The organism is Methylobacterium sp. Leaf123, from assembly GCF_001423405.1.
GTDB lineage: Bacteria > Pseudomonadota > Alphaproteobacteria > Rhizobiales > Beijerinckiaceae > Methylobacterium.
The window spans coordinates 25,527-47,795 of sequence record NZ_LMNS01000036.1; the positions used below are offsets into that span (position 1 = coordinate 25,527).

General features: G+C 69.2%; 23 protein-coding genes. 13 read left to right on the forward strand and 10 right to left on the reverse strand.

The features are described 5' to 3' along the window. Positions 1–31 precede the first annotated feature (31 nt). From ASF53_RS17260 to ASF53_RS17275, 4 genes are all read right to left on the reverse strand, one after another. A complete protein-coding gene (locus ASF53_RS17260) occupies positions 32–760 on the reverse strand; it encodes an amino acid ABC transporter ATP-binding protein (RefSeq protein WP_056201971.1) in 729 nt (242 codons plus the stop codon). 61 nt (positions 761–821) lie between these two features. Beyond that, entirely contained in the window at positions 822–1,514 is a 693-nt protein-coding gene (locus tag ASF53_RS17265; protein ID WP_056201112.1) for an amino acid ABC transporter permease, read from the reverse strand. After that, complete coding sequence (locus tag ASF53_RS17270) at positions 1,514–2,236, reverse strand: amino acid ABC transporter permease (protein ID WP_056201115.1); 723 nt, start codon at positions 2,234–2,236, stop codon at positions 1,514–1,516. Before ASF53_RS17270 ends, ASF53_RS17265 begins: the two co-directional genes overlap by 1 nt. Before the next feature lie 34 nt (positions 2,237–2,270). Next, positions 2,271–3,194: an amino acid ABC transporter substrate-binding protein gene (locus ASF53_RS17275; RefSeq protein WP_056201118.1), complete on the reverse strand. Its 924-nt coding sequence runs from the start codon at positions 3,192–3,194 to the stop codon at positions 2,271–2,273. A 457-nt stretch (positions 3,195–3,651) separates the two neighbouring features. Between ASF53_RS17275 and ASF53_RS17280 the strand changes: the two genes are divergently transcribed. Together ASF53_RS17280 and ASF53_RS17285 are read left to right on the forward strand one after the other, a co-directional pair. Next, a complete protein-coding gene (locus tag ASF53_RS17280) occupies positions 3,652–5,181 on the forward strand; it encodes an alginate export family protein (RefSeq protein ID WP_056201976.1) in 1,530 nt (509 codons plus the stop codon). Between the two features lie 180 nt (positions 5,182–5,361). Next, a complete protein-coding gene (locus tag ASF53_RS17285) occupies positions 5,362–7,077 on the forward strand; it encodes an aspartate ammonia-lyase (RefSeq protein ID WP_082482811.1) in 1,716 nt (571 codons plus the stop codon). 3 nt (positions 7,078–7,080) lie between these two features. Here the strand turns inward: ASF53_RS17285 and ASF53_RS17290 are convergent, their stop codons facing one another. The 3 genes from ASF53_RS17290 to ASF53_RS17300 all read right to left on the reverse strand — a co-directional run bounded on the left by ASF53_RS17290 (position 7,081) and on the right by ASF53_RS17300 (position 10,353). After that, positions 7,081–8,142, reverse strand: a complete 1,062-nt coding sequence (locus tag ASF53_RS17290) for an SDR family oxidoreductase (RefSeq protein WP_056201121.1) — start codon at positions 8,140–8,142, stop codon at positions 7,081–7,083. Positions 8,143–8,388: 246 nt separating this feature from the next. After that, complete coding sequence (locus ASF53_RS17295; protein ID WP_056201125.1) at positions 8,389–9,780, reverse strand: GntP family permease; 1,392 nt, start codon at positions 9,778–9,780, stop codon at positions 8,389–8,391. Between the two features lie 81 nt (positions 9,781–9,861). Then, positions 9,862–10,353 carry a GNAT family N-acetyltransferase gene (locus ASF53_RS17300; protein ID WP_056201129.1) on the reverse strand — a complete coding sequence of 164 codons (492 nt, stop codon included), beginning with the start codon at positions 10,351–10,353 and terminating at the stop codon, positions 9,862–9,864. A 456-nt stretch (positions 10,354–10,809) separates the two neighbouring features. Between ASF53_RS17300 and ASF53_RS17305 the strand changes: the two genes are divergently transcribed. Further along, complete coding sequence (locus ASF53_RS17305; protein ID WP_056201133.1) at positions 10,810–11,304, forward strand: hypothetical protein; 495 nt, start codon at positions 10,810–10,812, stop codon at positions 11,302–11,304. Between the two features lie 94 nt (positions 11,305–11,398). On the opposite strand, the gene ASF53_RS17310 is transcribed toward ASF53_RS17305, so the two are convergent. After that, positions 11,399–12,244, reverse strand: a complete 846-nt coding sequence (locus ASF53_RS17310) for a DUF3750 domain-containing protein (protein WP_056201136.1) — start codon at positions 12,242–12,244, stop codon at positions 11,399–11,401. Positions 12,245–12,529: 285 nt separating this feature from the next. Between ASF53_RS17310 and ASF53_RS17315 the strand changes: the two genes are divergently transcribed. Next, positions 12,530–14,716, forward strand: coding sequence for a TonB-dependent receptor (locus ASF53_RS17315; protein ID WP_056201139.1), 2,187 nt, complete (start codon positions 12,530–12,532; stop codon positions 14,714–14,716). 21 nt (positions 14,717–14,737) lie between these two features. On the opposite strand, the gene ASF53_RS17320 is transcribed toward ASF53_RS17315, so the two are convergent. Together ASF53_RS17320 and ASF53_RS17325 are read right to left on the reverse strand one after the other, a co-directional pair. Then, entirely contained in the window at positions 14,738–15,178 is a 441-nt protein-coding gene (locus ASF53_RS17320) for a hypothetical protein (protein ID WP_056201144.1), read from the reverse strand. A 124-nt stretch (positions 15,179–15,302) separates the two neighbouring features. Beyond that, positions 15,303–15,818: a peptide deformylase gene (locus ASF53_RS17325; protein WP_056201146.1), complete on the reverse strand. Its 516-nt coding sequence runs from the start codon at positions 15,816–15,818 to the stop codon at positions 15,303–15,305. A gap of 443 nt (positions 15,819–16,261) precedes the next feature. Between ASF53_RS17325 and ASF53_RS17330 the strand changes: the two genes are divergently transcribed. The 9 genes from ASF53_RS17330 to rplI all read left to right on the forward strand — a co-directional run bounded on the left by ASF53_RS17330 (position 16,262) and on the right by rplI (position 21,861). Next, a complete protein-coding gene (locus tag ASF53_RS17330; RefSeq protein WP_056201150.1) occupies positions 16,262–16,522 on the forward strand; it encodes a hypothetical protein in 261 nt (86 codons plus the stop codon). A gap of 585 nt (positions 16,523–17,107) precedes the next feature. Beyond that, complete coding sequence (locus ASF53_RS17335) at positions 17,108–17,317, forward strand: cold-shock protein (protein ID WP_056201154.1); 210 nt, start codon at positions 17,108–17,110, stop codon at positions 17,315–17,317. Positions 17,318–17,546: 229 nt separating this feature from the next. Beyond that, complete coding sequence (locus tag ASF53_RS17340) at positions 17,547–17,927, forward strand: DUF6481 family protein (RefSeq protein ID WP_004446306.1); 381 nt, start codon at positions 17,547–17,549, stop codon at positions 17,925–17,927. A 349-nt stretch (positions 17,928–18,276) separates the two neighbouring features. Then, positions 18,277–18,591 carry a hypothetical protein gene (locus tag ASF53_RS17345; RefSeq protein ID WP_056201157.1) on the forward strand — a complete coding sequence of 105 codons (315 nt, stop codon included), beginning with the start codon at positions 18,277–18,279 and terminating at the stop codon, positions 18,589–18,591. A gap of 70 nt (positions 18,592–18,661) precedes the next feature. Further along, positions 18,662–19,036 carry a PH domain-containing protein gene (locus ASF53_RS17350; RefSeq protein WP_056201159.1) on the forward strand — a complete coding sequence of 125 codons (375 nt, stop codon included), beginning with the start codon at positions 18,662–18,664 and terminating at the stop codon, positions 19,034–19,036. 322 nt (positions 19,037–19,358) lie between these two features. Further along, complete coding sequence (gene rpsF, locus ASF53_RS17355; protein ID WP_012255117.1) at positions 19,359–19,814, forward strand: 30S ribosomal protein S6; 456 nt, start codon at positions 19,359–19,361, stop codon at positions 19,812–19,814. Between the two features lie 2 nt (positions 19,815–19,816). Then, positions 19,817–20,071, forward strand: coding sequence for a 30S ribosomal protein S18 (gene rpsR, locus ASF53_RS17360; protein WP_004446294.1), 255 nt, complete (start codon positions 19,817–19,819; stop codon positions 20,069–20,071). Positions 20,072–20,210: 139 nt separating this feature from the next. Further along, positions 20,211–21,251 carry a DUF2232 domain-containing protein gene (locus ASF53_RS17365; RefSeq protein ID WP_056201162.1) on the forward strand — a complete coding sequence of 347 codons (1,041 nt, stop codon included), beginning with the start codon at positions 20,211–20,213 and terminating at the stop codon, positions 21,249–21,251. Between the two features lie 37 nt (positions 21,252–21,288). Further along, positions 21,289–21,861 (forward strand): 50S ribosomal protein L9, encoded by a 573-nt coding sequence (gene rplI / locus ASF53_RS17370; RefSeq protein WP_004446280.1) that lies wholly within the window; start codon positions 21,289–21,291, stop codon positions 21,859–21,861. The last annotated feature ends 408 nt before the right edge of the window (positions 21,862–22,269 follow it).

A 22,269-nucleotide genomic window follows, 5' to 3' on the forward strand; every position in this document is an offset into this window, starting at 1 on the left:
CACGGGCAGGGCCGGGGCCGGCCCATCGGCGTCAATGCGCGAGGATCTTGGACAGAAACTGCTGGGCGCGCTCGCTGCGGGGCCGATCGAAGAAGGCGTCCTTCGCCACATCCTCGACGATCTCGCCGCGATCCATGAACACCACCCGGTCGGCCACCTTGCGGGCGAACCCCATCTCGTGGGTCACGACCATCATGGTCATGCCGTCGCGGGCCAGTTCCACCATCACGTCGAGCACCTCGCCGACCATCTCCGGATCGAGCGCCGAGGTCGGCTCGTCGAACAGCATCACCACCGGGTCCATGGCGAGCGCGCGGGCGATCGCCACCCGCTGCTGCTGCCCGCCCGAGAGCTGGCCGGGATGTTTGTGTGCGTGCGCCGAGAGGCCGACGCGGGCCAGCAGGTCGAGGCCGCGCCGGGCCGCCTCGGCCTTCGAGCGCCCCAGCACCTTGCGCGGGGCGAGGGTGAGGTTGTCGAGGACGCTCAGATGCGGGAACAGCTCGAAATGCTGGAACACCATGCCGACCCGCGCGCGCAGCCGCGGCAGGTTGGTGGCCTTGTCCCGCACCCGCGTGCCGTCGACGGTGATCTGCCCCTCCTGAAACGGCTCCAGGGCGTTGACGCATTTCAGCAGCGTCGACTTGCCCGAGCCCGAGGGGCCGCAGACCACCACCACCTCGCCGCGGGTCACGGCGGTGGAGCAGCCGGCCAGGACGCGGACCTCGCCGTACCACTTCGACACCGCCTCAATGGCGATCATCGGCCCGCCCGTGGCGGCCGGCTGCGGCGCGGTCATCGGCCCACCCTCATCCTGTTATCCATCACCGGGCGATCGCCGTACGGGCCTGGAGCCGGCGCACCAGCAGCGAGGCCGCGAAGCAGACGGCGAAGTAGACGAGTGCGGCGAACAGGTACATCTCCACGAGCCGCCCGTCGCGCTGCGCCACCTTGGAGGCGGCGCCGAGGAAATCGGTGAGCGAGAGCACGTAGACGAGCGAGGTGTCCTGAAAGAGCACGATCGTCTGGGTCAGCAGCAGCGGCACCATGTTGCGGAGCGCCTGGGGCAGCACCACGAGCCGCATGACCTGCGCGTAGCTCATCCCGAGCGCCCGGGCCGCCGCGCTCTGGCCCTTCGGGATCGATTGGATGCCGGCCCGCACGATCTCGGAAAAGTAGGCCGCCTCGAACAGGGTGAAGGTGACGAGCGCGCTGGCGAACGCCCCGACCCGGATCGGCGTGTCCGCGCCGATCGCCCAGGCGCCGAGATAGGGCACGAGGAAGTAGAACCAGAAGATCACCAGCACGAGCGGCAGGGAGCGCATCAGCTCGACATAGAGCTTGGCCGCATGCGTCAGGCCCGGCACGCCCGAGAGCCGCAGCAGCGCCAGCCCGGTGCCGAGCACGATGCCGCCGCTCGCCGCGAGCGCGGTGAGGGTCAGGGTGAACACCATCCCCTCGCCGAACAGGTAGGGCAGCGAATCGGCGACGACGGAGAGGTCGAGACCGGCCAGCATCAGCGCCCTCCCGGCACGGCCACGCGCCGCTCCAGTAGGGTCGCGCCCGCGATCACCACGAGGTTGAGGGCCACATAGAGCAGGGTCGCGGCGGTGAAGGCCTCGAACACCTGGAACGAGAATTCCTGCATCGAGCGGGCCCGCGCCGTGAGTTCGAGCAGGCCGATGGTGAGCGCGACGGAGGTGTTCTTGAGGTTGTTCAGGAATTCCGAGGTGAGCGGCGGCAGGATGATCCGGTAGGCGTTGGGCAGGAGCACGGCGCGGTAGGTCTGCGCCCAGGTGAGGCCCAGCGCGAGGCCCGCCTGCGCCTGCCCCCGCGGCAGGGCGCGGATGCCCGCCCGCACCTGCTCGGCCACCCGCGCGGCGGTGAAGAAGCCCAGACACAGAACCGCCGTGTAGAACGGCGCGTCCGGCATCTGCTTGACGGCCGCGCCGAGACGCGCGGGCAGGAGTTCCGGCAGCACGAAGTACCAGAGGAACATCTGCACCAGCAGCGGCACGTTGCGGAACCCCTCGACATAGGCCGCGCCGATGGCGTTGGCGGTCCGCGAGGGCAGCGTGCGCATCACGCCGACCACCGAGCCGAGGGTGAAGGCGATGGCCCACGAGCAGAGGGCGGTGACCACCGTCCAGGCCAGCCCGGAGAGCAGCATGTCGGCATAGGAGCCGGCGCCCTCAGGCGACGGCTCCAGGAAGATGCCCCAGTTCCAGGTGTAGTTCATCGGGGGTCGCTCAACCGCAGCCGGGCCGGCACCGTCAGTAGGCCGCCGGGTCCGGGCTGTCGCTGGGGTTGGCCAGGACCTTCCGCATCGCCTCGCTCATCGGGAGCTTGAGGTTGATGCCCCGCGGCGGGATGGCTTGCGTGAACCACTTCTCGTAGAGCGCCGTCCCCTCCGGGCTCTTGTAGAGGGCGGCGGTCGCGGCATCGACCACGGCCTTGAAGGCCGGGTCGTCCTTGCGCAGCATGATGCCGTAGGGCTCGGGGCGCGACTGCGCTTCGGAAGAGATCGCGTAGGCGTCGGGCGTCTTCGAGCCGGCGACGAGGGCGGCGAGCAGCACGTCGTCCATCACGAAGGCGTCGGCGCGGCCGGTCTCGACCATCAGGAAGGCCTCGGCGTGGTCCTTGGCCGGCAGGATCCGCATGCCGAGGCCGCGGGCGGTGTTGATCTCGTTGATCTGGCGGATATTCGTGGTGCCCGAGGTCGAGACCACGGTGCGGCCCTTGAGGTGGTCGGTCTTGTCGAGCCCCTTCTCCCGCTTGGCGACGAAGCGCGTCGCGGTGAGGAAATGGGTGTTGGTGAAGGCCGCCTGCCGCTGCCGGTCGGCGTTGTTGGTGGTCGAGCCGCATTCGAGGTCGATCGTCCCGTTGGCGATCAGCGGGATGCGGGTGGCAGAGGTGACGGGGTTGAGCCGCACCTCCAGCGTGTCGAGCTTCAGATGCGCTTTGACCGCCTCCGCCACCTTCAGGCAGATCTCGTAGGCGTAGCCCACCGGCTTCTGGTTGCCGTCGAGATAGGAGAACGGCACCGAGGCGTCGCGGTGGCCGATGGTGATGGCGCGGGCCTCCCGCACCTTCTTCAAAGTGCCGGTCAGATCCTTGCCGGTCAGATCCTGCGCATGAGCCGGTGAACAGGCGGCCGCGGCAAGAGCGGTGAGCAGGAGCGCGGCCTTGAGGCGCATCGGCGGACCTTCCGAACACGGGACGTGACGCGCCGCCCCCCCGCGGGCGGCAGCAGCCCCATAGTGGGGCCGGGACACGGGCTTGTCATCCACCCGAGCCCGCCTCCGCCCACACGGAACGGTTGCGGCGCGCGAGCCCGCCCCGCACCTCGACAAGAAGACCCGAGTTTAATCCCGGAAAATTCAAGTAGTTCTGACATTCCATCCCATCCGTTGCAGACGGGGGACAAGCGGCCTTCCCCTGGAGCGGATGAAAAGAAGACGCTCAAATCCCTGATTTTATTTTGTTTTGCGCGCTTTGCGCCATGTGGAAAACCGGTCGCGGCAGGGGCCGCCGGCCCGGCGCCACCTCGACAAAATGCATCGATCGAAAAGCCGGTTCTTGCACTGGTATACCAGACTAAGCGATCACTAACCGCCGTCGGACGAACTTTGCGAAAAGAACAGGAGCGGTGTGGTGAAGCGGTCGGTTCTCTACGCGTCGTTACTCGCCGGCGCCTCCATTCCCCTCTTCTTTGGCCCGGCTCTCGCCCAGAGCGGCCCGTTTGCCGGTCCCTCCGTCACCGCCACGGATGTCGCCGCCGCCCAGGCGCAGGCGGCGACGGCCGCAGCCCGGAAGAAGCAGGACGGCCCCTACTTCGCGGCCCAGCCGTCCAAGCCCCCGAACTTCCTCTACAAGGGGTTCGGCGAGCCGGAGAACTGGCGCATCAGCGGCTCGTTCCGGCCGCGGGTGGAAGGCATCGCCAACCAGTTCCGTCCGGTGCCGACCTTCGCGGCCAACGACATCCTCAACTCGTACCTCACCACCCTGCATGTGGAGTACGGGATCAAGGGACCGGTGCGCGTCGGCGTCGAGCTGTTCGACAGCCGCGGCTACTTCCAGCAGCGCAACTCCTCCGCCTTCACCACGGAGATCAACGCCCTCGAACCGGGCCAGGCCTATCTCAACTTCGACACGGGCGATCTCGGCGACAACGGCTCGAAGAGCAACCTCACGGTCGGCCGCTTCACCAAGAACATCGGCTCGCGCCGCCTCGTCTCGCGCCAGCAGTTCCGCAACACCATCAACGCCTATACCGGTGTGAGCTTCGACTGGCAGGGCGTGGGCAAGGACAAGTTCACGGCGCTGTGGGTGATGCCACACACGCGGCTGCCCGACGACGTCAACGGCATCCTCGACAACGGCATCGAGTTCGACCGCGAGAGCCTGAACCTGCAGCTCTTCGGCGCCTCCTATACCTTCGCCAACATCTTCGGCGGCACGTTCGAGCTCTACGGCTACGGCCTCTACGAGCAGGATTCGGGCACCGGCCTGCGCTCGGTCCAGACCCGCGACCGGCGCCTGTTCACCCCAGGCCTGCGGTTCGCCCGGCCGCCGCGGGTCGGCGAATTCGACTACGATTTCGAGGGGATCTACCAGACCGGCCTCGCCCGCGAGACCGCGGGCGCCGCCGACCAGCGCGACCTCACGGTCTCGGCCTATTTCGTCCACGCCGAGGTCGGCTACACCCTCGACCACGAATGGAAGCCGAGGCTGTCGCTGCACTACGACCACGCCAGCGGCGACCGGGCCAACGACGGCAAGTTCAGCCGCTTCGACACCCTGTTCGGCGCCCGGCGCTTCGAGTACGGCCCGACCGGCCTCTACGGCCCGGTGCAGCGCGCCAACCTGATCTCGCCCTCGATCCGCGCCGAGATCACCCCGAGCCCGGTCTGGGACGCCTTCATCGCCTACCGTCCGCTCTGGCTCGAGAGCGCCACCGACACCTTCGCCGCGACCCTGATCCGCGACCGCACCGGCCGCTCCGGCACCTTCGCCGGTCACCAGATCGAGGGGCGTGTGCGCTACTGGATCATCCCCAACGAGATGATCCTGGATACCGGCCTCGCCTATCTCGCCAAGGGCGACTTCCTGCGCAACGCCCCCAACGCGCCCGATACCGGCGACACGTTCTACGGCTATCTCAACACGACGTTGTTCTTCTAACCCCTCCTGACGGTCCCGCGTCGTAGGAGCGAATGCTGACGACGCGGGGCGGCTGACACGTCAACCAGACCGCGAGCGGTTGACAGTCCGGCACGCGGAGACCTGAACACCGACGCGACGGTCACCGGCCTCCAGAAACATGGATTCGGCCGGATCATCCGACGCATCGGGGAGACTTCCGTGGCGAAGACGGCATCCGACACCAAGGCCAAGCATACCGCGGCCAAACACACCGCGAAGGATGCGGCCGGAGGCCAGGGTGAGGTCAAGACGGCCAAGGGTGCGGCCCGGAAGCCCAAAGGCGGCACGGGAAAGAAGGCGGCCAAGGCCGAGCTGAAGGCCGCGGCCCTCGCGGCGGCCGAGAAGGCCGTCCGCCCGGACGCCCACGGGACGGCGGCACGGGCCGCCGCGGAGACGCCGCCCCAGGAGGAGGATCTCGCCGTCGCCACCGTGCGCAAGGTGGCGATGGAAGGGGCGAAGACCCGCTCGGAACACGACCTGCTCGGGGACGGCGAGGTGCCGGTCGATGCCTTGTGGGGCATCCACACCAAGCGGGCGGTGGCGAACTTCCCGATCACCGGCGTGTCGGTGGGCCATTACCCGGAACTGGTGCGGGCTTTGGCCCTGGTAAAGCAGGCCGCGGCGCGGGCCAACCACCGCCTCGGCTACCTGCCCAAGGGGAAGGCCAAGATCATCGACGAGGCCTGCACCCTCGTCGCGACCGATCCGGCTTACGCCGAATCCTTCGTGGTCGACGCGATCCAGGGCGGGGCCGGCACCTCGACCAACATGAACGCCAACGAGGTCATCGCCAATGTCGGCCTGAGGCTGATGGGCAAGGCGCCGGGCGACTACGCCGCGCTGCATCCCAACGACGACGTCAACATGGCGCAATCGACCAACGACGCCTACCCGACGGCTTTGCGGCTCGCGGTGATCTTCGCCACGCAACCGCTGGTCAAGGCGCTCGACGACCTCGCCTATGCCTTCAAGAGCAAGGCGGTGGAGTTCGCCGACGTCCTGAAGATGGGCCGCACCCAGCTCCAGGACGCGGTGCCGATGACCCTCGGCCAGGAGTTCGACGGCTTCCACGCCACGATCAAGGAGGATGTGGCGCGCTTGACCGAGATCGTCGGCCTGTTCCGCGAGGTGAATCTCGGCGCCACCGCAATCGGCACCGGAATCAATGCCGACCCGCGCTACGCCGCGCTGGCCGTCGAGGAACTGTCGCGGCTCTCGGGCCAGCCGATGGTGCTGGCCTCGAACCTGATCGAGGCGACCTCGGATCTCGGCGCCTTCGTGCTGTTCTCCGGCGTCCTGAAGCGCGTCGCGGTCAAGCTCTCCAAGATCTGCAACGACCTGCGCCTGCTCTCGTCCGGCCCGCGCACGGGTTTTGGCGAGATCCGGCTTCCGGCGGTGCAGGCCGGCTCCTCGATCATGCCGGGCAAGGTCAATCCGGTGATCCCGGAAGTGGTCAATCAAGTCGCCTACATGGTGATCGGCCACGACCTCACGGTGACGCTCTGCGCCGAGGGCGGCCAGCTCCAGCTCAACGCCTTCGAGCCGACCATCGGCTACTGCGTGCTGAGCTCCCTACGGATGCTGACGGCCGCCATCGACACCCTGACCAAGCGCTGCGTCGACGGCATCGAGGCGGATCGCGAGCGCTGCCGCAGCCTCGTCCAGGGCTCGATCGGCCTCGTCACCGCGCTCGCGCCGACGCTCGGCTACGAGGCCAGCTCCCGCATCGCCCGCCGCGCGCTCAAGGAGAACCGCGCGGTGGCGGATCTGGTGCTGGAGGAGGGCCTCCTCACCGAGGCCCAGCTCAACGGTCTGCTCGAACTGGAAGCCATGACCCACCCGACCCGGCGGCAGAAGGCCGCGACGGTGGGGTGAACCTCAGGGGATGACCCGCTCCGCCCGCAGCCGCGCGAACAGGTCGAAGAACGCGTCGTCCGAGGGCTGGTAGTCGAGAAAGCCGAGGCGCCGGCTCTTGCTCATATCGGTCACGACCTCGATCGGCCGGCCGAGATCGGCATCGGTGTGCCACGCCGAGGCCAGGCGGTTCAGGTCGGGCTCGATCAGGCCGTGGCGCTCGGCCAACTCGGCCCAGAGCGGGGCGGCGCCCGCCATCTGCGCTTCCAGCGGGTTCACCGCGCCGTCGAAGGGCGCGGCCTCGATGCCGAACCATTGGGCGAGCCGGCCCCACATCCACTGCCAGCGGAAGACGTCGCCGTTGACGACGTTGAAGGCCTCGTTGTGCGCCGCCTCCGTCAGCGCCGCCCATTCGAGGTGGCGGGCGAGCAGCCGCGCATCGGTCACGTCGGTGAGCCCGCTCCACTGCGCCGCCGAGCCGGGGAAGCGGAAGGGCCGCCCGGTCTCGCGGCACAAGGTGGCGTAGACGGCCAACGTCACGCCCATATTCATGGCGTTGCCGAGCGCGTAGCCGACGATGGTGTGCGGGCGGTGCACGCTCCACGAGAAACCGTCGCGCGCAGCGGCTTCGAACACCGCATCCTCCTGCGCGTAGTAGAAATTCTCCACATCGAGGCGCGGCAGGTCCTCGCGAAACGGTGTCGGCGGCAGGCTGCCCTTCCCGTAGGCCTCGAACGGCCCGAGATAGTGCTTGAGGCCCGTCACCAGCGCCACGTGGCGGAGGCTTGCCGCCGGGCGCAGCGCTTCGAGGAGGTTTCTCACCATCGCGGCGTTGACGCGGATGTTCTCGGCTTCCGTCGGCTGGCGCAGCCAGGTGGCGAGGAAGACGTGGCTCGGCGCATGGCCCTCGAGCGCCCGAGCGAGGGCGGCCGGGTCGAGCAGGTCGGCGGTGACCGGCGTGACCCCGGCAATCTCCGGTGGGCGCCGGGCGAGCCCTTCCACCGTCCAGCCCTGCGCCGCGAGGTGCCGGGCGAGGTTGTTGCCGACGATGCCGCCGACGCCCGCGATCAATGCTGTTTTCGCCATACCGAATCCCGGTCTCGCTTCCGCCCAGCGCGAGGCCGGGAGCCCACTGTTCGGGCGGCGTCCGCGCCGCCCTTGCGCAGGCAATCCGGGGGCTCCCCTCCTTTGTTCCGAGCCACCGGCAGCGCCCCGTACTGCGGCGGGCGCTAAAGCGCTTTCCGACGAAGTGGAGGCCGGTTCGGCGAAAGAAAGCGCGTCAAAACGAAGACCGAGAGACGCCGGCCTGATGCAATCAGGTCGGATACGGCTCTAGACCAAGCCGGTGAGGTAGTAGACGCCGATCACCACGAACACGGCCACGGTCTTGATGATCGTGATCGCGAAGATGTCGCCGTAGGATTGGCGGTGGGTCAGACCGGTGACGGCGAGCAGGGTGATCACCGCGCCGTTATGGGGCAGGGTGTCCATGCCGCCGCTGGCCATGGAGGCGACGCGGTGCATCACTTCGAGCGGGATGCCGGCCGCCTGCGCCGCCTCGACGAAGCGGCCCGACAGGGCGCCGAGCGCGATCGAGAGCCCGCCCGAGGCCGAGCCGGTGACGCCGGCCAGCACGTTGACCGTCACCGCCTCGTTGATCAGCGGGTTGGGGATCGCCGAGAGCGCGTCCGAGATCACCTTGAAGCCGGGCAAAGCGGCGATGACGGCGCCGAAGCCGTATTCGGTCGCGGTGTTCATGCCGGCGAGCAGCGAGCCGGCGACCGCTGCCTTCGAGCCCTCGGAGAAGCGCTCCGCGAGGTTGCGGTAGCCGAGGATCACGGTGGCGAGGATGCCCAGCAACAGCGCGCCCTGCACCGCCCAGATCGCCGCCACGGTCTTTACTTGAACCGTGACGGGATGGGCCGCCATCTCCGGCGTCAGCGCGGCGCTCGCCTGCTCGCCGTAAGCGGCGGTGATCCAGGCGAGCAGAAGCTTGTTGCCGATCCCGACGATGAGGAGCGGCAGGATCGCCACTGCCGGGTGGATGACGACCTTGTCCTCGACCGCCTGCGGCTCGTTGGTGTGGCCTTCGCCATAGCCCTCATCCCCGGCGGAGCGGCGGCGCCATTCGAGATAGGCGACGCCGACCGCGAACACGAAGATCGCGCCGATGACGCCCAGCCACGGGGCGGCGTAGGCGTCGGTCTTGAAGAAGGAGGCCGGGATGATGTTCTGGATCTGCGGGGTGCCCGGCAGGGTGTCCATGGTGAAGGTGAAGGCGCCGAGCGCGATCGTCCCCGGGATCAGGCGCTTGGGGATGTTCGAGCGCCGGAACAGCTCGGCGGCGAAGGGGTAGACCGCGAACACCGCCACGAACAGCGAGACACCGCCATAGGTGAGGATCGCGCCCACCAGCACGATCGCGACGATCGCTCTTCCCTCCCCCAGGAGCCCGGTGACGGCGCCGACGATGGAGCGGGCAAAGCCCGAAATCTCGATGAGCTTGCCGAACACGGCCCCGAGCAGGAAGACGGGGAAGTACAGCTTCAGGAAGCCGACCAGCTTCTCCATGAACAACCCGGAGAACAGGGTCGGCACGGCGGCCGGATCGGTCAGCAGCACCGCGCCCATGGCGGCGACGGGGGCGAACAGGATGACCGAGAAGCCGCGATAGGCGATGCCCATCAGGAAGAAGAGCGCCGCGAGGCAGATCAGGAAGCTCAAGGCACGCGCCCTCCCCCCGCACCTCTCACGGTGCGCGGGGATCATCTGTCCCAAGCGCGGCCGTGTTCAATGGAGGCGGGGTTACAGGGGGCGGTGCATCACCAGCGCGTCGACCGGCCCGAGGGTGGGATGGCGGAACACGCCGGGCAGGCGGCCGACCGCCCTGAGGCCGAGGCTCGTCCAGAGCGCGACGGCGTGGGTGTTGGTGGCGACGACCAGATTGAACTGCATCGCGGAAAAGCCCAGCGCCCGCGCGGTCTCGAAGGAGTGCAGGCCCATGGCGCGGGCGATGCCCCGCCCCCGCGCGGCCGGATGCGTGGCGTAGGTGCCGTTGGCGACGTGGTCGCCGGGGCCGAGTTGGTTGGCGCGGACATAATAGCTACCCAGCACCGCGCCCGCCTCTTGCGCGACGAAGACATGGTGGGCCGGGGAGAACCAGTAGGCGAGTGCCTGCGCCCGGTCCCAGTCCCGCGGCAGGGCATAGGCCTCGCCCGCCCGCAGGATCGGCTCCACGATCGACCAGATCGCGTCGCGGTCGTGGCTTTGCGCCGGGCGGAGGGAAAGGTCGGTCATCGTGTCCGTGGAGCGGTGCCGGTCTCGCGGTCGGATCGGCCGGCTCCTATCACGGATCGGGCGCCCGGCGCGTCGCCCCGGAGCGCTCCGCCCCCCACGATCGGCATAGGGGCTCCGCCTGCGCAAGCGGATGAGCCGCGATGCAGGCGGGTTAGTCCGCTCGGTGTCGTCCTGCCCGCGGCGCATCGGCGCCGCGCAGCCTTGCAATATTCACCAAGAATAAATGCAAATGATCTGCTTAAACTCCGCATTGACAGTCAATTTCATTGGTATTCAGACTCTCCCGGGGTCACAGTTCCGTGCTCGACCTCGCAAGACGATGTCTCAGAGCGCATTCCGGCGAAGTACCCACCGGCTCGTCGAGAGAATGCGCGTCAGATCGGAGGCCTCGAGACGTCGGCCCGATGCGATCAGGACGGATACGGCTCCAGAACACGATCCGAGGGAGTGAACGCGATGTATCGGAGATCGGCGATCCTTGCCGTTGCGCTGTCGCTCGTGCCGGCCCTTCCGGCCATGGCCATGCCGATGGGCGGCCGCTTCAGCGGCCATGTCGACAGTCAGGCCCCGCAGGTGCTCGGCCCGAACGAGGTCAAGGTCCAGCAGACCGCATCCGGAACCAATGCCGGCCCCGGCACCCCCTTCGACGGGGCGCAGGTGCAGTGGGTGGAGACCCTCACGCTCAAGAACGGGCAGGGGCCGGTGGAGGGCACCATCACCCTCACCATGCCCGGCGGCGTGGTGTCGAGTGCCTACCGAGGCACGATCACCACCGACGCGCAGGGCCGCGTCACGGCGGCGGGAACCTACCGGGACAGTGCGGCCACCGGCGAGTTCGCCGGCGTGAAGGGCAAGGGAAACTTCTCGGTCGCCTACAGCTCGGCGCTGGATTTCGCCGGGCAGTGGCAGGGCGACGTGACCCTTCCGCAGCAGACCTCGTCGCGGCGCTGAGCCCCGCGAAACCCCCTCAAAGTGCCTCACAAAACTCCCGATTCCCCTCGTCTCCCCTCTGGGCACGGCGCGGCGGGCGTTTTGTGAGAGACACTCAGCCGGAGACGGGGCCGGGAGCGCGGCGGCGCTCCGGTTCCGTCGTCGGCGCCGCCTTGTCCGCGTCGCCGCCGGGGATCAGCGCGATCCGGCCCCAGCCCGGCAGCTTCAGGGCCGGGCGGCGCCAGTCGAGCCCCGCCACCGCGCCGAGCAGGTTGAGTTCCAGCCCGTCGACCCAGCCGACGGTGAGGCCGACATAGCCGCGCCAGGACAGGCGCAGGCCCGTGCCGCTCGGGGTGGTTTCGGCGAAGCGGCCCGGCGGCGTCCAGTCCTTGCCGAGCGCGGTGGGCGGCAGCGGCACGTCGTTGTCGGGGATGCGCGCGACGACATGGGCGGCGAAGGTGTTCGAGTTCGGGCCCGGCCACGCTTGGTACGAGCCCTGGCTGCGGTGGGGATAGTCCGCCACCGCCGCGCGGATTTCGGGAATCGCCCGCGCCGCCGCCTCGCCGTCGAGCCCGAGCACGATCTCCGGCTCGTTGCCGAACCAGCGCCCGTCCGGCGCGTAGGCGTCGGTGCGCACGGGCCTGCCCCAGCCGACCACGTCGTAGCGGGTGTAGCGCGGCGCCCCGGCCTCCTTGATCACCACCCAACTGTGATGGGCGAAGATGCCCCGCCAACGCCCAACCCGGGCGGCGTAGACCTGCACCATCGCCCCCGGCACGGCGGCGGCCGGCGGGAGGAGCCCGGCGCTCGACCAATCCGCCGTCGACCAGCTTTCCGCGCGTCCGCCCTTCGCGGTCCACCACAGGGCGTGGGTCGCGAGCGGAACGAGGAAGAGAAGGATGAGGAGGCCGAGGCCGAACAGGAGGAAGCGGAGGGCGGACAGGAGCACGTCGGCGGGCATCGGGTTCCGGACAAACATCATCCGGACAGGCGGCACCACCTCCGGAGGGCCCAATGTCACGTCCGGCTCCGCTCGGCACAAGCGCCTGCGACGCCGCGCGCCGGGGTACGGCGCACGCTGCGTGCAGCCGCGCACCGGGCCGCCTGATGCAGGCCGGACACACACGCCCTCCCCCGACGGAGCGGGCCGCAGATAAGCCTTGCAACATTGTAACATCCTCGCGATGAAACATTGTAACGTGACAATGTTGGATCGACGGGAATGCGACGCGGACGTTCGGGACGGATGCTGTTGGCGGCGGGGGCGGTGCTGACGGGCGTGCCCGGAACCGTGCTCTCGGCGCGGGCGCAGGAGGCGGCCACGCTGGAGGAGATCAGCGTGACCTCGGTGAGCCCGATCCAGGCCCGCTCCGCCGCTCCGTCACCCACGCCCCTGCCCGCCCTGGCAGCCGAGGTGCTTCCGGTGGTGACGAACACCTTCTCGCCGGTCACCGTGATCCCGCAGGACCGGATCGCCCGCGACCAGCCGCGCACGCTCGGCGACGCGCTGGCCGACCGGCCCGGCATCTCCGCCTCGACCTACGCGCCGGGGGCGGCTTCGCGGCCGATCGTCCGCGGCCTCGACAACGCCCGGGTGCGCATCCAGGAGAACGGCATCGTCAACGGCGGCGTGTCGGATCTCGGCGAGGACCACGCGGTGCCGGTCAACCCGCTCAATGCCAGCCGGATCGAGGTGATCCGCGGACCCGCAACGCTGCGCTACGGCTCGGGGGCGATCGGCGGCGTGGTCTCGGCCGAGAACAATCAGGTGCCGACCTTCATTCCCGCCCGCGGGATCGCGGGCCAGGTCACGACGGGATTCACCACGGTCGATAACGGCCGGCTCGGCGCGGCCAGCGTCGATGCGGGCGCCAACGGCATCGCGGTCCACGCCGACGGGTTCGCGACCGCGACCGATTCCTACGCGATCCCCGGCGGCATCCAGCGCAACTCGGCGACCGAGACGCAAGGGGGCTCGGTCGGCATCTCGGCCATCGGCGACCGCGGCTTCCTCGGCATCTCCTACAGCCACTTCAACGCGCTCTATCAGATCCCCGGCGGCGAGGCGGAGGAGGCCCGCACCCGGCTCAACCCGAACCAGGACCGCGTGCTCGCCCGCGGCGAATATCGCCCGCTGGAAGGTCCGTTCGAGGTGCTGCGCTTCTGGGCCGGCGGTTCGGTCTACCGCCACGAGGAGATCGGCTTCGGCCATAGCCACGGGCACGACGACCACGATCATGATCACGACCATGACCATGACCACGGGCAGGGGCATGGGGGGCCGGCCGGCGAGGGCGTGCAGGCGATCTTCAAGAACCGCGAGGTCGAAGCCCGGTTCGAGGCGCAGCACGTGCCGGTCTTCACCGCGCTCGGCACGCTCACCGGCGCGGTCGGCGTCCAGACGAGCCGGCGGGTGCTCAACTCGCAGCTCGAGAGCTTCCTGCCGCCGACCGAGTCGCGGGTGCTGGCCGCCTACCTGTTCGAGGAACTGGCGGTCGGCGGGGGGCTCCGGCTCCAGGCCGCGGGCCGGATCGAGGGCGACCGGCTCAACAGCATCGCGACGCAGTTCCCCGGCAGCTACCTTCCGACGGATGGGGACCCGCTCAGCTACGCCCTGACGCGCCGCTTCGCCCCCAAGAGCCTCAGCTTCGGCGCCCTGCAGGATCTGCCCTACGGCTTCGTGGCGAGCCTGAACGGCTCCTATGTCGAGCGGGCGCCGACCGGCCCCGAACTGTTCTCGCAGGGGCCGCACCACGCCTCGGCGACCTTCGAGATCGGCGATCCGACCCTGCGGCTGGAGCGCGCCCGCACCGCCGAGATCTCCCTGCGCCGGGCGGAGGGGCCGCTGCGGCTCGACGCCACCGGCTATGTCACGCGCTACACCGGCTTCATCTTCCGGCGCGACACCGGGAACCGCTGCGACGACGATTTCGGCTCCTGCGGTTCCGGCGACGAGCTGCGCCAGATCGTCTATTCGCAGGCCAATGCCAGCTTCTACGGCGCCGAGATCGGCGCGCAGCTCGACCTTCTGCCCGTGGGCGACGGCTGGGCGGGCCTCGAGGCGCAGTACGATTTCGTCCGCGCCCAGTTCGACGACGGAAGCTACGTGCCGCGCATCCCGCCGCACCGCCTCGGCGGCGGCGCCTTCGTGCGGGCGAATGGCTGGTTCGCGCGGATCAACCTGCTCCACGCCTTCGACCACATCGAGATCGCCCCGTTCGAGACGACGACGCCGGGCTGGAACGACCTGCGCGCCGAACTCGCCTACACCCAGGCGCTCGACCCCACGGTCTACGGCGCCACCGAGGTGACGCTCGGGCTCCAGGGCCGCAACCTGCTCGACGACGACATCCGCAACTCGGCCTCGTTCAAGAAGGATGAGATCCTGCTGCCGGGCCGCAACGTCCGCCTGTTCCTGACGGCACGGTTCTGAGGCCGATCCTCCCGCCCGAGCCTACTTGCCGCGGGCCGGCTTTGGCGCCGGCCGCTCGGGCGGCGTGACGGCGCCCGCCACCGTCCAGTGGCACACCGCCGTGCCCTTGAGGGTGAGGCAGTCATAGGCGCGGCCGTTGAGGGCGACGTGGTCGGCGAGCCCCATGACCGTGGCGCGGTCCACCGGGCTGCAACCGAGATCGGATTTCGGATCGCTCGCGACCGCAAGTGCAGCCGCCCGGTCCTCGCCGGTGCTGCGCAGGAGGCCGCGCAGATTGGCCAGCGAGGTGCAGCCGACCACGGACACGGGCCGGGCCGCTCCCTTCTGATCGCCGGCCCGCCCTCCCGCACCCTGCCCCGTGCCTTGCGCAGCAGCGCCCGGCGCGGACAGCGCGAGGGTGACGGCAGCCAGGGCCGCCGGGGCGGCGAGGCTTCGGAAGGCGATGGGCGGCAGGCGGGACATGGTTCGGTCTCGGACGGGGAAGCCTGATCCCGATCGGCGGGTGCCGTTTTTCGGGACGAGAGCCGAGGCCCGGCATATCATGCCCGGCGCTCCGGACCGAGCCTTGGGCGGCCGGGGCGATGCCTCACGATCCCGCGCGGGCCTGCTGCGCCCGCAGCTTGGCGTAGCGCTTGAGAACCCGCTCGCGACGCAGCCGGGTCAGCCGGTCGATCCAGAAGATGCCGGCGAGCTGGTCGATCTCGTGCTGGAGGCAGGCGGCCCGCAGGCCCTCGGCCTCCTCCTCGTGCTCGGCGCCGTCGAGGTCGCGGTAGCGCACCCGGATCCGGGCCGGCCGCTCGACCGGCTCGACCACGCCCGGCATCGAGACGCTCCCCTCCGGATGCGCGGCCCGCTCGGGCGAGGCCCAGGCGATGACGGGATCGATGTAGACCGCGTGCGGCTCGTCCGGCTGAAGCCGGATCACCACCACCCGCTCCGGGCGCCCGATATGGATCGCGGTCAACCCCATCGCCGAGACGGCGCCCAGCGTGTCGAGCACGTCCGCGGCGACCGCGCGCAAGGCCTCACCGGTCCCGGCGACGGGTTCGGCCGCCCGGTGCAGGCGCGCATCGGGATAGAGGATCAGCGGGCGGACGGGCATGCAAGCAGGTTCCGGGGGCTGGCAACAGGGCGGCGGGACCGATGCGCGCCCGCAGCCTTGAGATGCAGCCGTGAGATCGAGTCAAGCACCCCCGCTCGGTGCGCCGTCGAGGATCGCCGCGCCCCAGCGTATGGGACGGGGACGGCAAGCCCGTCCGAAGACGGACCGTCGATACGATCGGGCTGGCGCCCATGGGAGTAATGGGACGGATGGCCCCCGAATTCGGCTCCAGGAATCCCGGCCCGCACCCCAATTCGCACAACCGCCCCTCGAAGGGCAGCGCATGCCTTCGGCGGCATCCGAAGGATGAACATTGGATTTCGACGGCCTGCATTTTCTCCTGGCTGGGGAATACCTGCAGCGGCGCATCCTCCAATACAGGATACGGGAACCGCTCCGGGGGCGATGCATTGTCGTCTCAACCCACAACGGAGCAATCCCTCATGAAAACCATGACGACCCTGCTCGCCGGCGCCATCGTCGCGGCGACCATGATCGCCGCGGTGCCGGCTTCCGCGCAGTCGATCACCATCGGTCCGGACGGACGGCCGGGATTCGATCTCCGCTCCCGAGGGCAGCGCGACCGCGACGAAAGCCGCGAGATGCGCAGGCGCGACCGGGGCGACTATTATCGCGAGCAGCGCTACCGGGATCGCGACCGGTACGAGCGCCGCGGTTACGAGCGTCGCGGCTACGATTACTGATCGGGGCGCGAGACCCCACTTTGAGAAGCCCGGTCTCGCTCGACCACGATCGGGGTGTGGCCTCCCTTAAGAGACGACGGAACGGGGCTGGGTGACCGGCCCCTTTTTCGTGGCCGGAGAACAGGCCCATCCCCCGAGCCCAAGCCGGGCGCCCCCACCCCGGACCCTCCCCGCGCCTTCGGGATGCACCAGCGATCGTTCGACGGTTCGAATCAGCGGCAGCGGCCGTTTGCAGCATCCCCAACAAATGTTGTCGTCACGACAATGTTACGCCGAGAAAAATCACTCCGGCCCGACGATAGACCAGCGTAATTGCTCCGAATGGCCAAGTTTCTTCCTCGAATGTTCGCTTTGCGCGAAGAGCAGTGCTTGGCGGAAACCTTTGCGCCGCTTGCACGGTTACCGCATCGAATCTAACCATGCTCCGTCGATCGGTGGCTGCCTTGGGCAAGGCCTTCGATGCCTCCGGAAGGGACGCGGCGCCGGCTTGTTTCCTCGCTCGCTTCGACGAACGGGACGGCCTTTTCGGCCGAGGACGGGACGCATTTCATACGGGGTGCCGCGGCGAGCGGAGGAGGAACCCGGATGCAGACTGGTACCGTGAAATGGTTCGATGAGATCAAGGGTTACGGGTTCATCCAGCCCGATACCGGGGGCAAGGACGTGTTCGTGCATATCTCCGCCGTCCAGCAGGCGGGCCTGCGCGGCCTCGTCGAGGGACAGAAGGTCAGCTTCGACGTCGAGAACGACCGCCGCAGCGGCAAGCCGGCCGCGGTCAACCTTCAGGCCAGCTAAGGCTGGATACGCTGGACGCTTGGGGAGCCTGCCTTTAAACCTGATTCCATCCCGCAACAGGTCGGAAAATGTAACCGGAGCCGCCCCGAACAGGGGCGACATCTGTTGCGTGTTGCGGCGCACTCGTGCATCGACTGCGCCGGTTCTATAAATGGCTCCATCCGAGTCCAGGCTGCCCGGACTGTGACTGATCCGGCATCCGGCCGTGTCAATGCATGAGAAAGGTCATATGAGCGCATTCGACTTCAGGAATTTCGAAGACCGCCGCCAGAGCTCCCAAGCCGCCAAGGCGGCATTGCTCGAGAAGTTCAAGGCCCGGACCCCGCTTGACGATCCGGAGATGCGTGCGAAGGCCCAGGCCCGTGCCGAGGTGGCCCGCGCCCGCGACGAGCGCGCCCGCGAGCGCGAGCGGATCCGCATCGAGACCGAGCGGAAGGCGGCGGAGGAGAAGCGCCTGCGCGAGGAAGCCGAGCTCGCCGCTCAGCTCGCCCGCGAGGCTGCCGAGGCCGCCGCACTGGCCGAGCGCAAGGCGGCCGAAGCCGCGGAGAAGAAGGCGGCCCGCGACGCGCGCTATGCCGCCCGCAAGGCCAACGTCAAGATTCGTCGCTGAGCCTCCCGCGGACGCTCCCGGCCCTCCGGGAGCGCCGCAAAGCCGACCCGCCAAAGCGATCGGCTGTTTTTCGATACGCCCCCACGCGCCGGACGCTTCGAGCCCGGCGCGTTTTCTTTTGCCCCTCCGCCTCGCTGCGGCGCGATGCGGGACCGCTCGGCGGCATCCGTCCGGAAGACCGGCGGCATTCTCTGTGGGCAGACTACGCAGTTCGTGGCCGCGATCGGCCGGCAACGCTTGGCAAGTCCGTCGTCCACGACGTTAGAGTGCCTCATAACGACGCCCGGTTACGAAGCGTTCTCACTCCGGCGACGGACGCGCGGCGGGGCCGAACAGGGAGGGCCGAGCATTGCGTGTCCTGGGCAACCACTTTGGTCCATCGGCCCGGTGCGGTCTGACCGCGGCCGGTCTGCTTCTCGCCACGCTTCTCGGAACGGGCCTCGGGCCGTCGCCCGCCGCCGCGCAGAGCGAGCCGCCGATCCGCAGCGCGGAGGACGCGTTCTGCCGCAGCGAGGCGCGGGCGCAGGTCTTCTCCGCGCCCGACCCGCTCAATCTCGGCCTGCGCGAGATCGGCCGCCGCATCTGGGCGAGCTGCATGGACCGGACCCAGCGCAAGGCCCATCCGAACAAGGGACAGAAGCCGCGCAAGCGCCGCCACCGCTGAGCGCAGAATCGCCCTCGCGCACGAGCGGGGCCGTCCCCACATCCTGCGGGAGACAAGCAGGAGACGCGTGATGGGCTTACTCGACGGGCTGCTCGGGCATGGCAGCGACCTCTCCGCGGACGAGGTGGACCGGCAGCTCGCCGGGGTGCTGGCGCCGGGCGAGAGCGTGCGCGTCGCCTTCAAGGTGATCCGCGACCTGATGATCTTCACCGACCGGCGGCTGATCCTGATCGATCGCCAGGGCATGACCGGCCGCAAGGTCGAGTACCTGACTGTGCCCTACCGTGCGATCACCTCGTTCTCGGTCGAGACCGCGGGCAGCTTCGACATGGATTCGGAGCTGAAGATCTGGGTCTCGGGGCGGCCCGACCCGATCCAGCGCACGCTCAAGCGCGGCGCCGACATCCTGGGCATCCAGCAGGCCATCGCCGGCTCGCTGAAATAGGCTGCACGCCGAGGCCGCGACCGGACCGGCGCAGCAGCGGCCTCGCCGCCCTCCCTGGCCTCACCCTTGCCATCGGGAGAGAATCCCTCTAAAGGCCCGGCCTTCGCGTTCGCTCCGGCCGGGGGCTGAACGGACGGTGCTGTTCGCAGCATAGGGTCAATCACTCCTGACTGATCCGTCGTCCGGTGTCTCCGCCTTCGATCAACCGCTCGGGCCATCATCACGGCTCGAAGGGCTTGGCGCCGAGAGAATGCGAGACGAACCGGCCCGACACACCCGCGACGCGCGGGCGGGCTTCCTTATGGCAAGGAAAGGCCCAAGAATGCCTCTCTACGAGCACGTCTTCCTGGCGCGCCAGGACGTGACGGCCCAGCAGGTCGAGACCATGGTCGAGACCTACAAGGGCGTCATCGAGACGGGCGGCGGCACGATCGAGAAGATCGAGTCCTGGGGCGTCAAGTCCCTCGCTTACCGTATCAAGAAGAACCGCAAGGCGCATTTCACGCTCCTCAACATCTCCGCCCCCCCGGCCGCCGTGGCCGAGATGGAGCGCCAGATGCAGATCTCCGAGGACGTGCTGCGCTTCATGACCGTTCGCGTCGAGCAGCTGGAGGCCGAGCCTTCCGCGATGATGCAGAAGCGCGACCGCGACGACCGGAAGGACCGCGACCGCGGTGACCGTCCGCGCCGCCGTGACGACGACTTCGGTGGCGGCGACCGTGGTGATCGCGGCGACCGCGGCGACCGTCCCGAGCGCAACTTCGGCGGGGAGAACTAATCATGGCATTCGGTGCTGGTGGTGGCGGCGGTGGCCGTCGTCCGTTCTTCCGTCGTCGCAAGAGCTGCCCGTTCTCGGGCGAGAACGCTCCCAAGATCGACTACAAGGACGTGAAGCTGCTCTCCCGCTACGTCTCGGAGCGCGGCAAGATCGTTCCCTCGCGCATCACGGCCGTCTCGGCCAAGAAGCAGCGTGAGCTCGCCCAGGCGATCAAGCGCTCGCGCTTCCTCGGCCTGCTGCCCTACGTCATCAAGTAGGACGTTTCCCGGCCCGCTTCCCAGCGGGCCGATCGACACCGTGAGGGCGGCCCTTCCCAAAAGGGGCCGTCCGATCGTTGGGGCCTCGTTTCCTTGCCCCTAACCCTGCCCATCACGGGACAGCGGGACAGCGGATTTTATGACCAAGGACATACCTGTCGGCGCCGGTGCCGGCCTCGTGGCGGCGCTGCTGTTCGGCGTGCTGCTCAAGGCCACGACGCTCTCGATCCTGCTCTACCTGCTCGCCCCGCTGCCGATCCTCATCGTCGGCCTGGGCTGGAGCCACCGTGCGGCGCTCGCCGCCGTCGTCGCGGGCGGGTTGGCGCTCGCGCTCTTCATCTCGCCCTATCTCGGCCTCGCCTTCGCGGCTTACCTCGCCATTCCCGCGTGGTGGCTCGCCTATCTCGCCCTGCTCGGCCGGCCGAACGCGGACGGCACGATCGAGTGGTATCCCACCGGGCGCCTGCTCGCCTGGGTCGCGGGCACCGCGGCGCTGGCCTTCATCGCCATCGCCGTCATCGCCTCGCCCGATTACGACACCTTCCGTACGCAGCTCACTACGATGAGCCGCCGGATCGTGCAGGTTCAGGTGCAGCGGGGCCGGATTCCCGCCCCGCCCACGAATGGCACCACAAGCGGCACCGCGAACGAGACCCCGGCCGGGAACGCCGAGGCGCCCGCCGACGCGTCGCCGCAGGGTGGCGAGCCGCAAAAGTCGGACGATCTCGCCAGCGAGGTCGCCGAGGCGCTGGCCACCGTCGCGCCGGCGGTCGCCGCCCAGGGTCTCACGATCTTGTTCACCTTCTACCTCTGGGCCGCCGCCCGCATCGTGCAGATCTCGGGGCGCCTGCTCCGGCCCTGGCCCGACCTGCCCTCCACGATGATGCCGCGCTCCACGCTGCTGGTCTTCGCCGCCGCCCTGGCGCTGGCGATGGTGCCTGGCTATCCCGGCGCGCTCGGCATCGCCCTGATCGGCGCCTTCAGCGCGGCCTTCGCCCTCCAGGGGCTCGCCGCCTTCCATGACCGCAGCCGCGGCCGGCCGGGGCGCTTCGCCCTGCTCGCCGGCCTCTACGTGCTGCTGTTCCTCACCCAGGGCGTGGCCATGCTCGCCCTGATCCTGTTCGGCATTGCCGATACCGCCCTCGACCGGCGCCGCCCGCAACCCCGCGGCGACGCCTGATCGCACCCGCTTCCAAGCAACCTCAAGGAGAAGCCCCATGGAAGTCATCCTGCTCGAACGCGTCGCCAAGCTCGGCCAGATGGGCGAGACCGTGAACGTGCGTCCCGGCTACGCCCGCAACTTCCTGCTCGCCCGCGGCAAGGCCCTGCGCGCCACCGAGAACAACAAGAAGCATTTCGAGGCCCAGCGCGCCCAGCTCGAAGCCCGCAACCTCGAGCGCCGCAACGAGGCCCAGACGGTGGCCGAGAAGCTCGACGGCCAGAGCTTCGTGCTGATCCGCCAGTCCGGCGAGACCGGCGTGCTCTACGGCTCGGTCTCGACCCGCGACCTCGCCGAGGTCGTAACCAAGGAGGGCTTCAGCGTCGAGCGCGGCCAGTTCGTGCTCAACCAGCCGATCAAGACCCTCGGCCTGCACACCGTGCCGGTGACCCTGCACCCCGAAGTCGAGGTCAAGGTGACCGTCAACATCGCCCGTTCGCCGGAAGAGGCCGAGCGTCAGGCCCGCGGCGAGTCGGTGACCGAGCGCGAGCAGTTCAACCTCGACGACCTCGGCCTCGAAGTCGGCCAGGCCCTGGCCGATGCCGGCGAGGGCGCCGACGACCGCGGCTAAGTCCGGGATTGCGAAGGGATCATCCCTTCGCCGGGGGATCGGGGCAGCGCCCCGATCTCTTCCAGGGCCCTGCCCTGGACCCGCGAAAGGGCTCGCCCTTTCGAAACCCCCGACAGCCGCATAAGCGGTGGAGAACGGGGATGCGCCGGCCTCCGGCGTTGACTTGTTCCTAATTCGTTCCAGCATGACGCCCGCGATTCCCGCGCACCGGGAGCCGCGGGCGTCTCGCGTTTTGCAAGGCATCGTCCCGAAAGGCGGCCCCGGCTGTCGGACGAAGACGATGCTTCGGGCGTATGGCGCGCCGGCTGCAGCCGGCTCCGGTGGGGTCGGCTAAGGAAGGCTTCACCATCCCGAGGCAAGGTCCGGCGGGCATGAAACGGGGCGGCCGAGCGGGCCGCCCGGAACGGA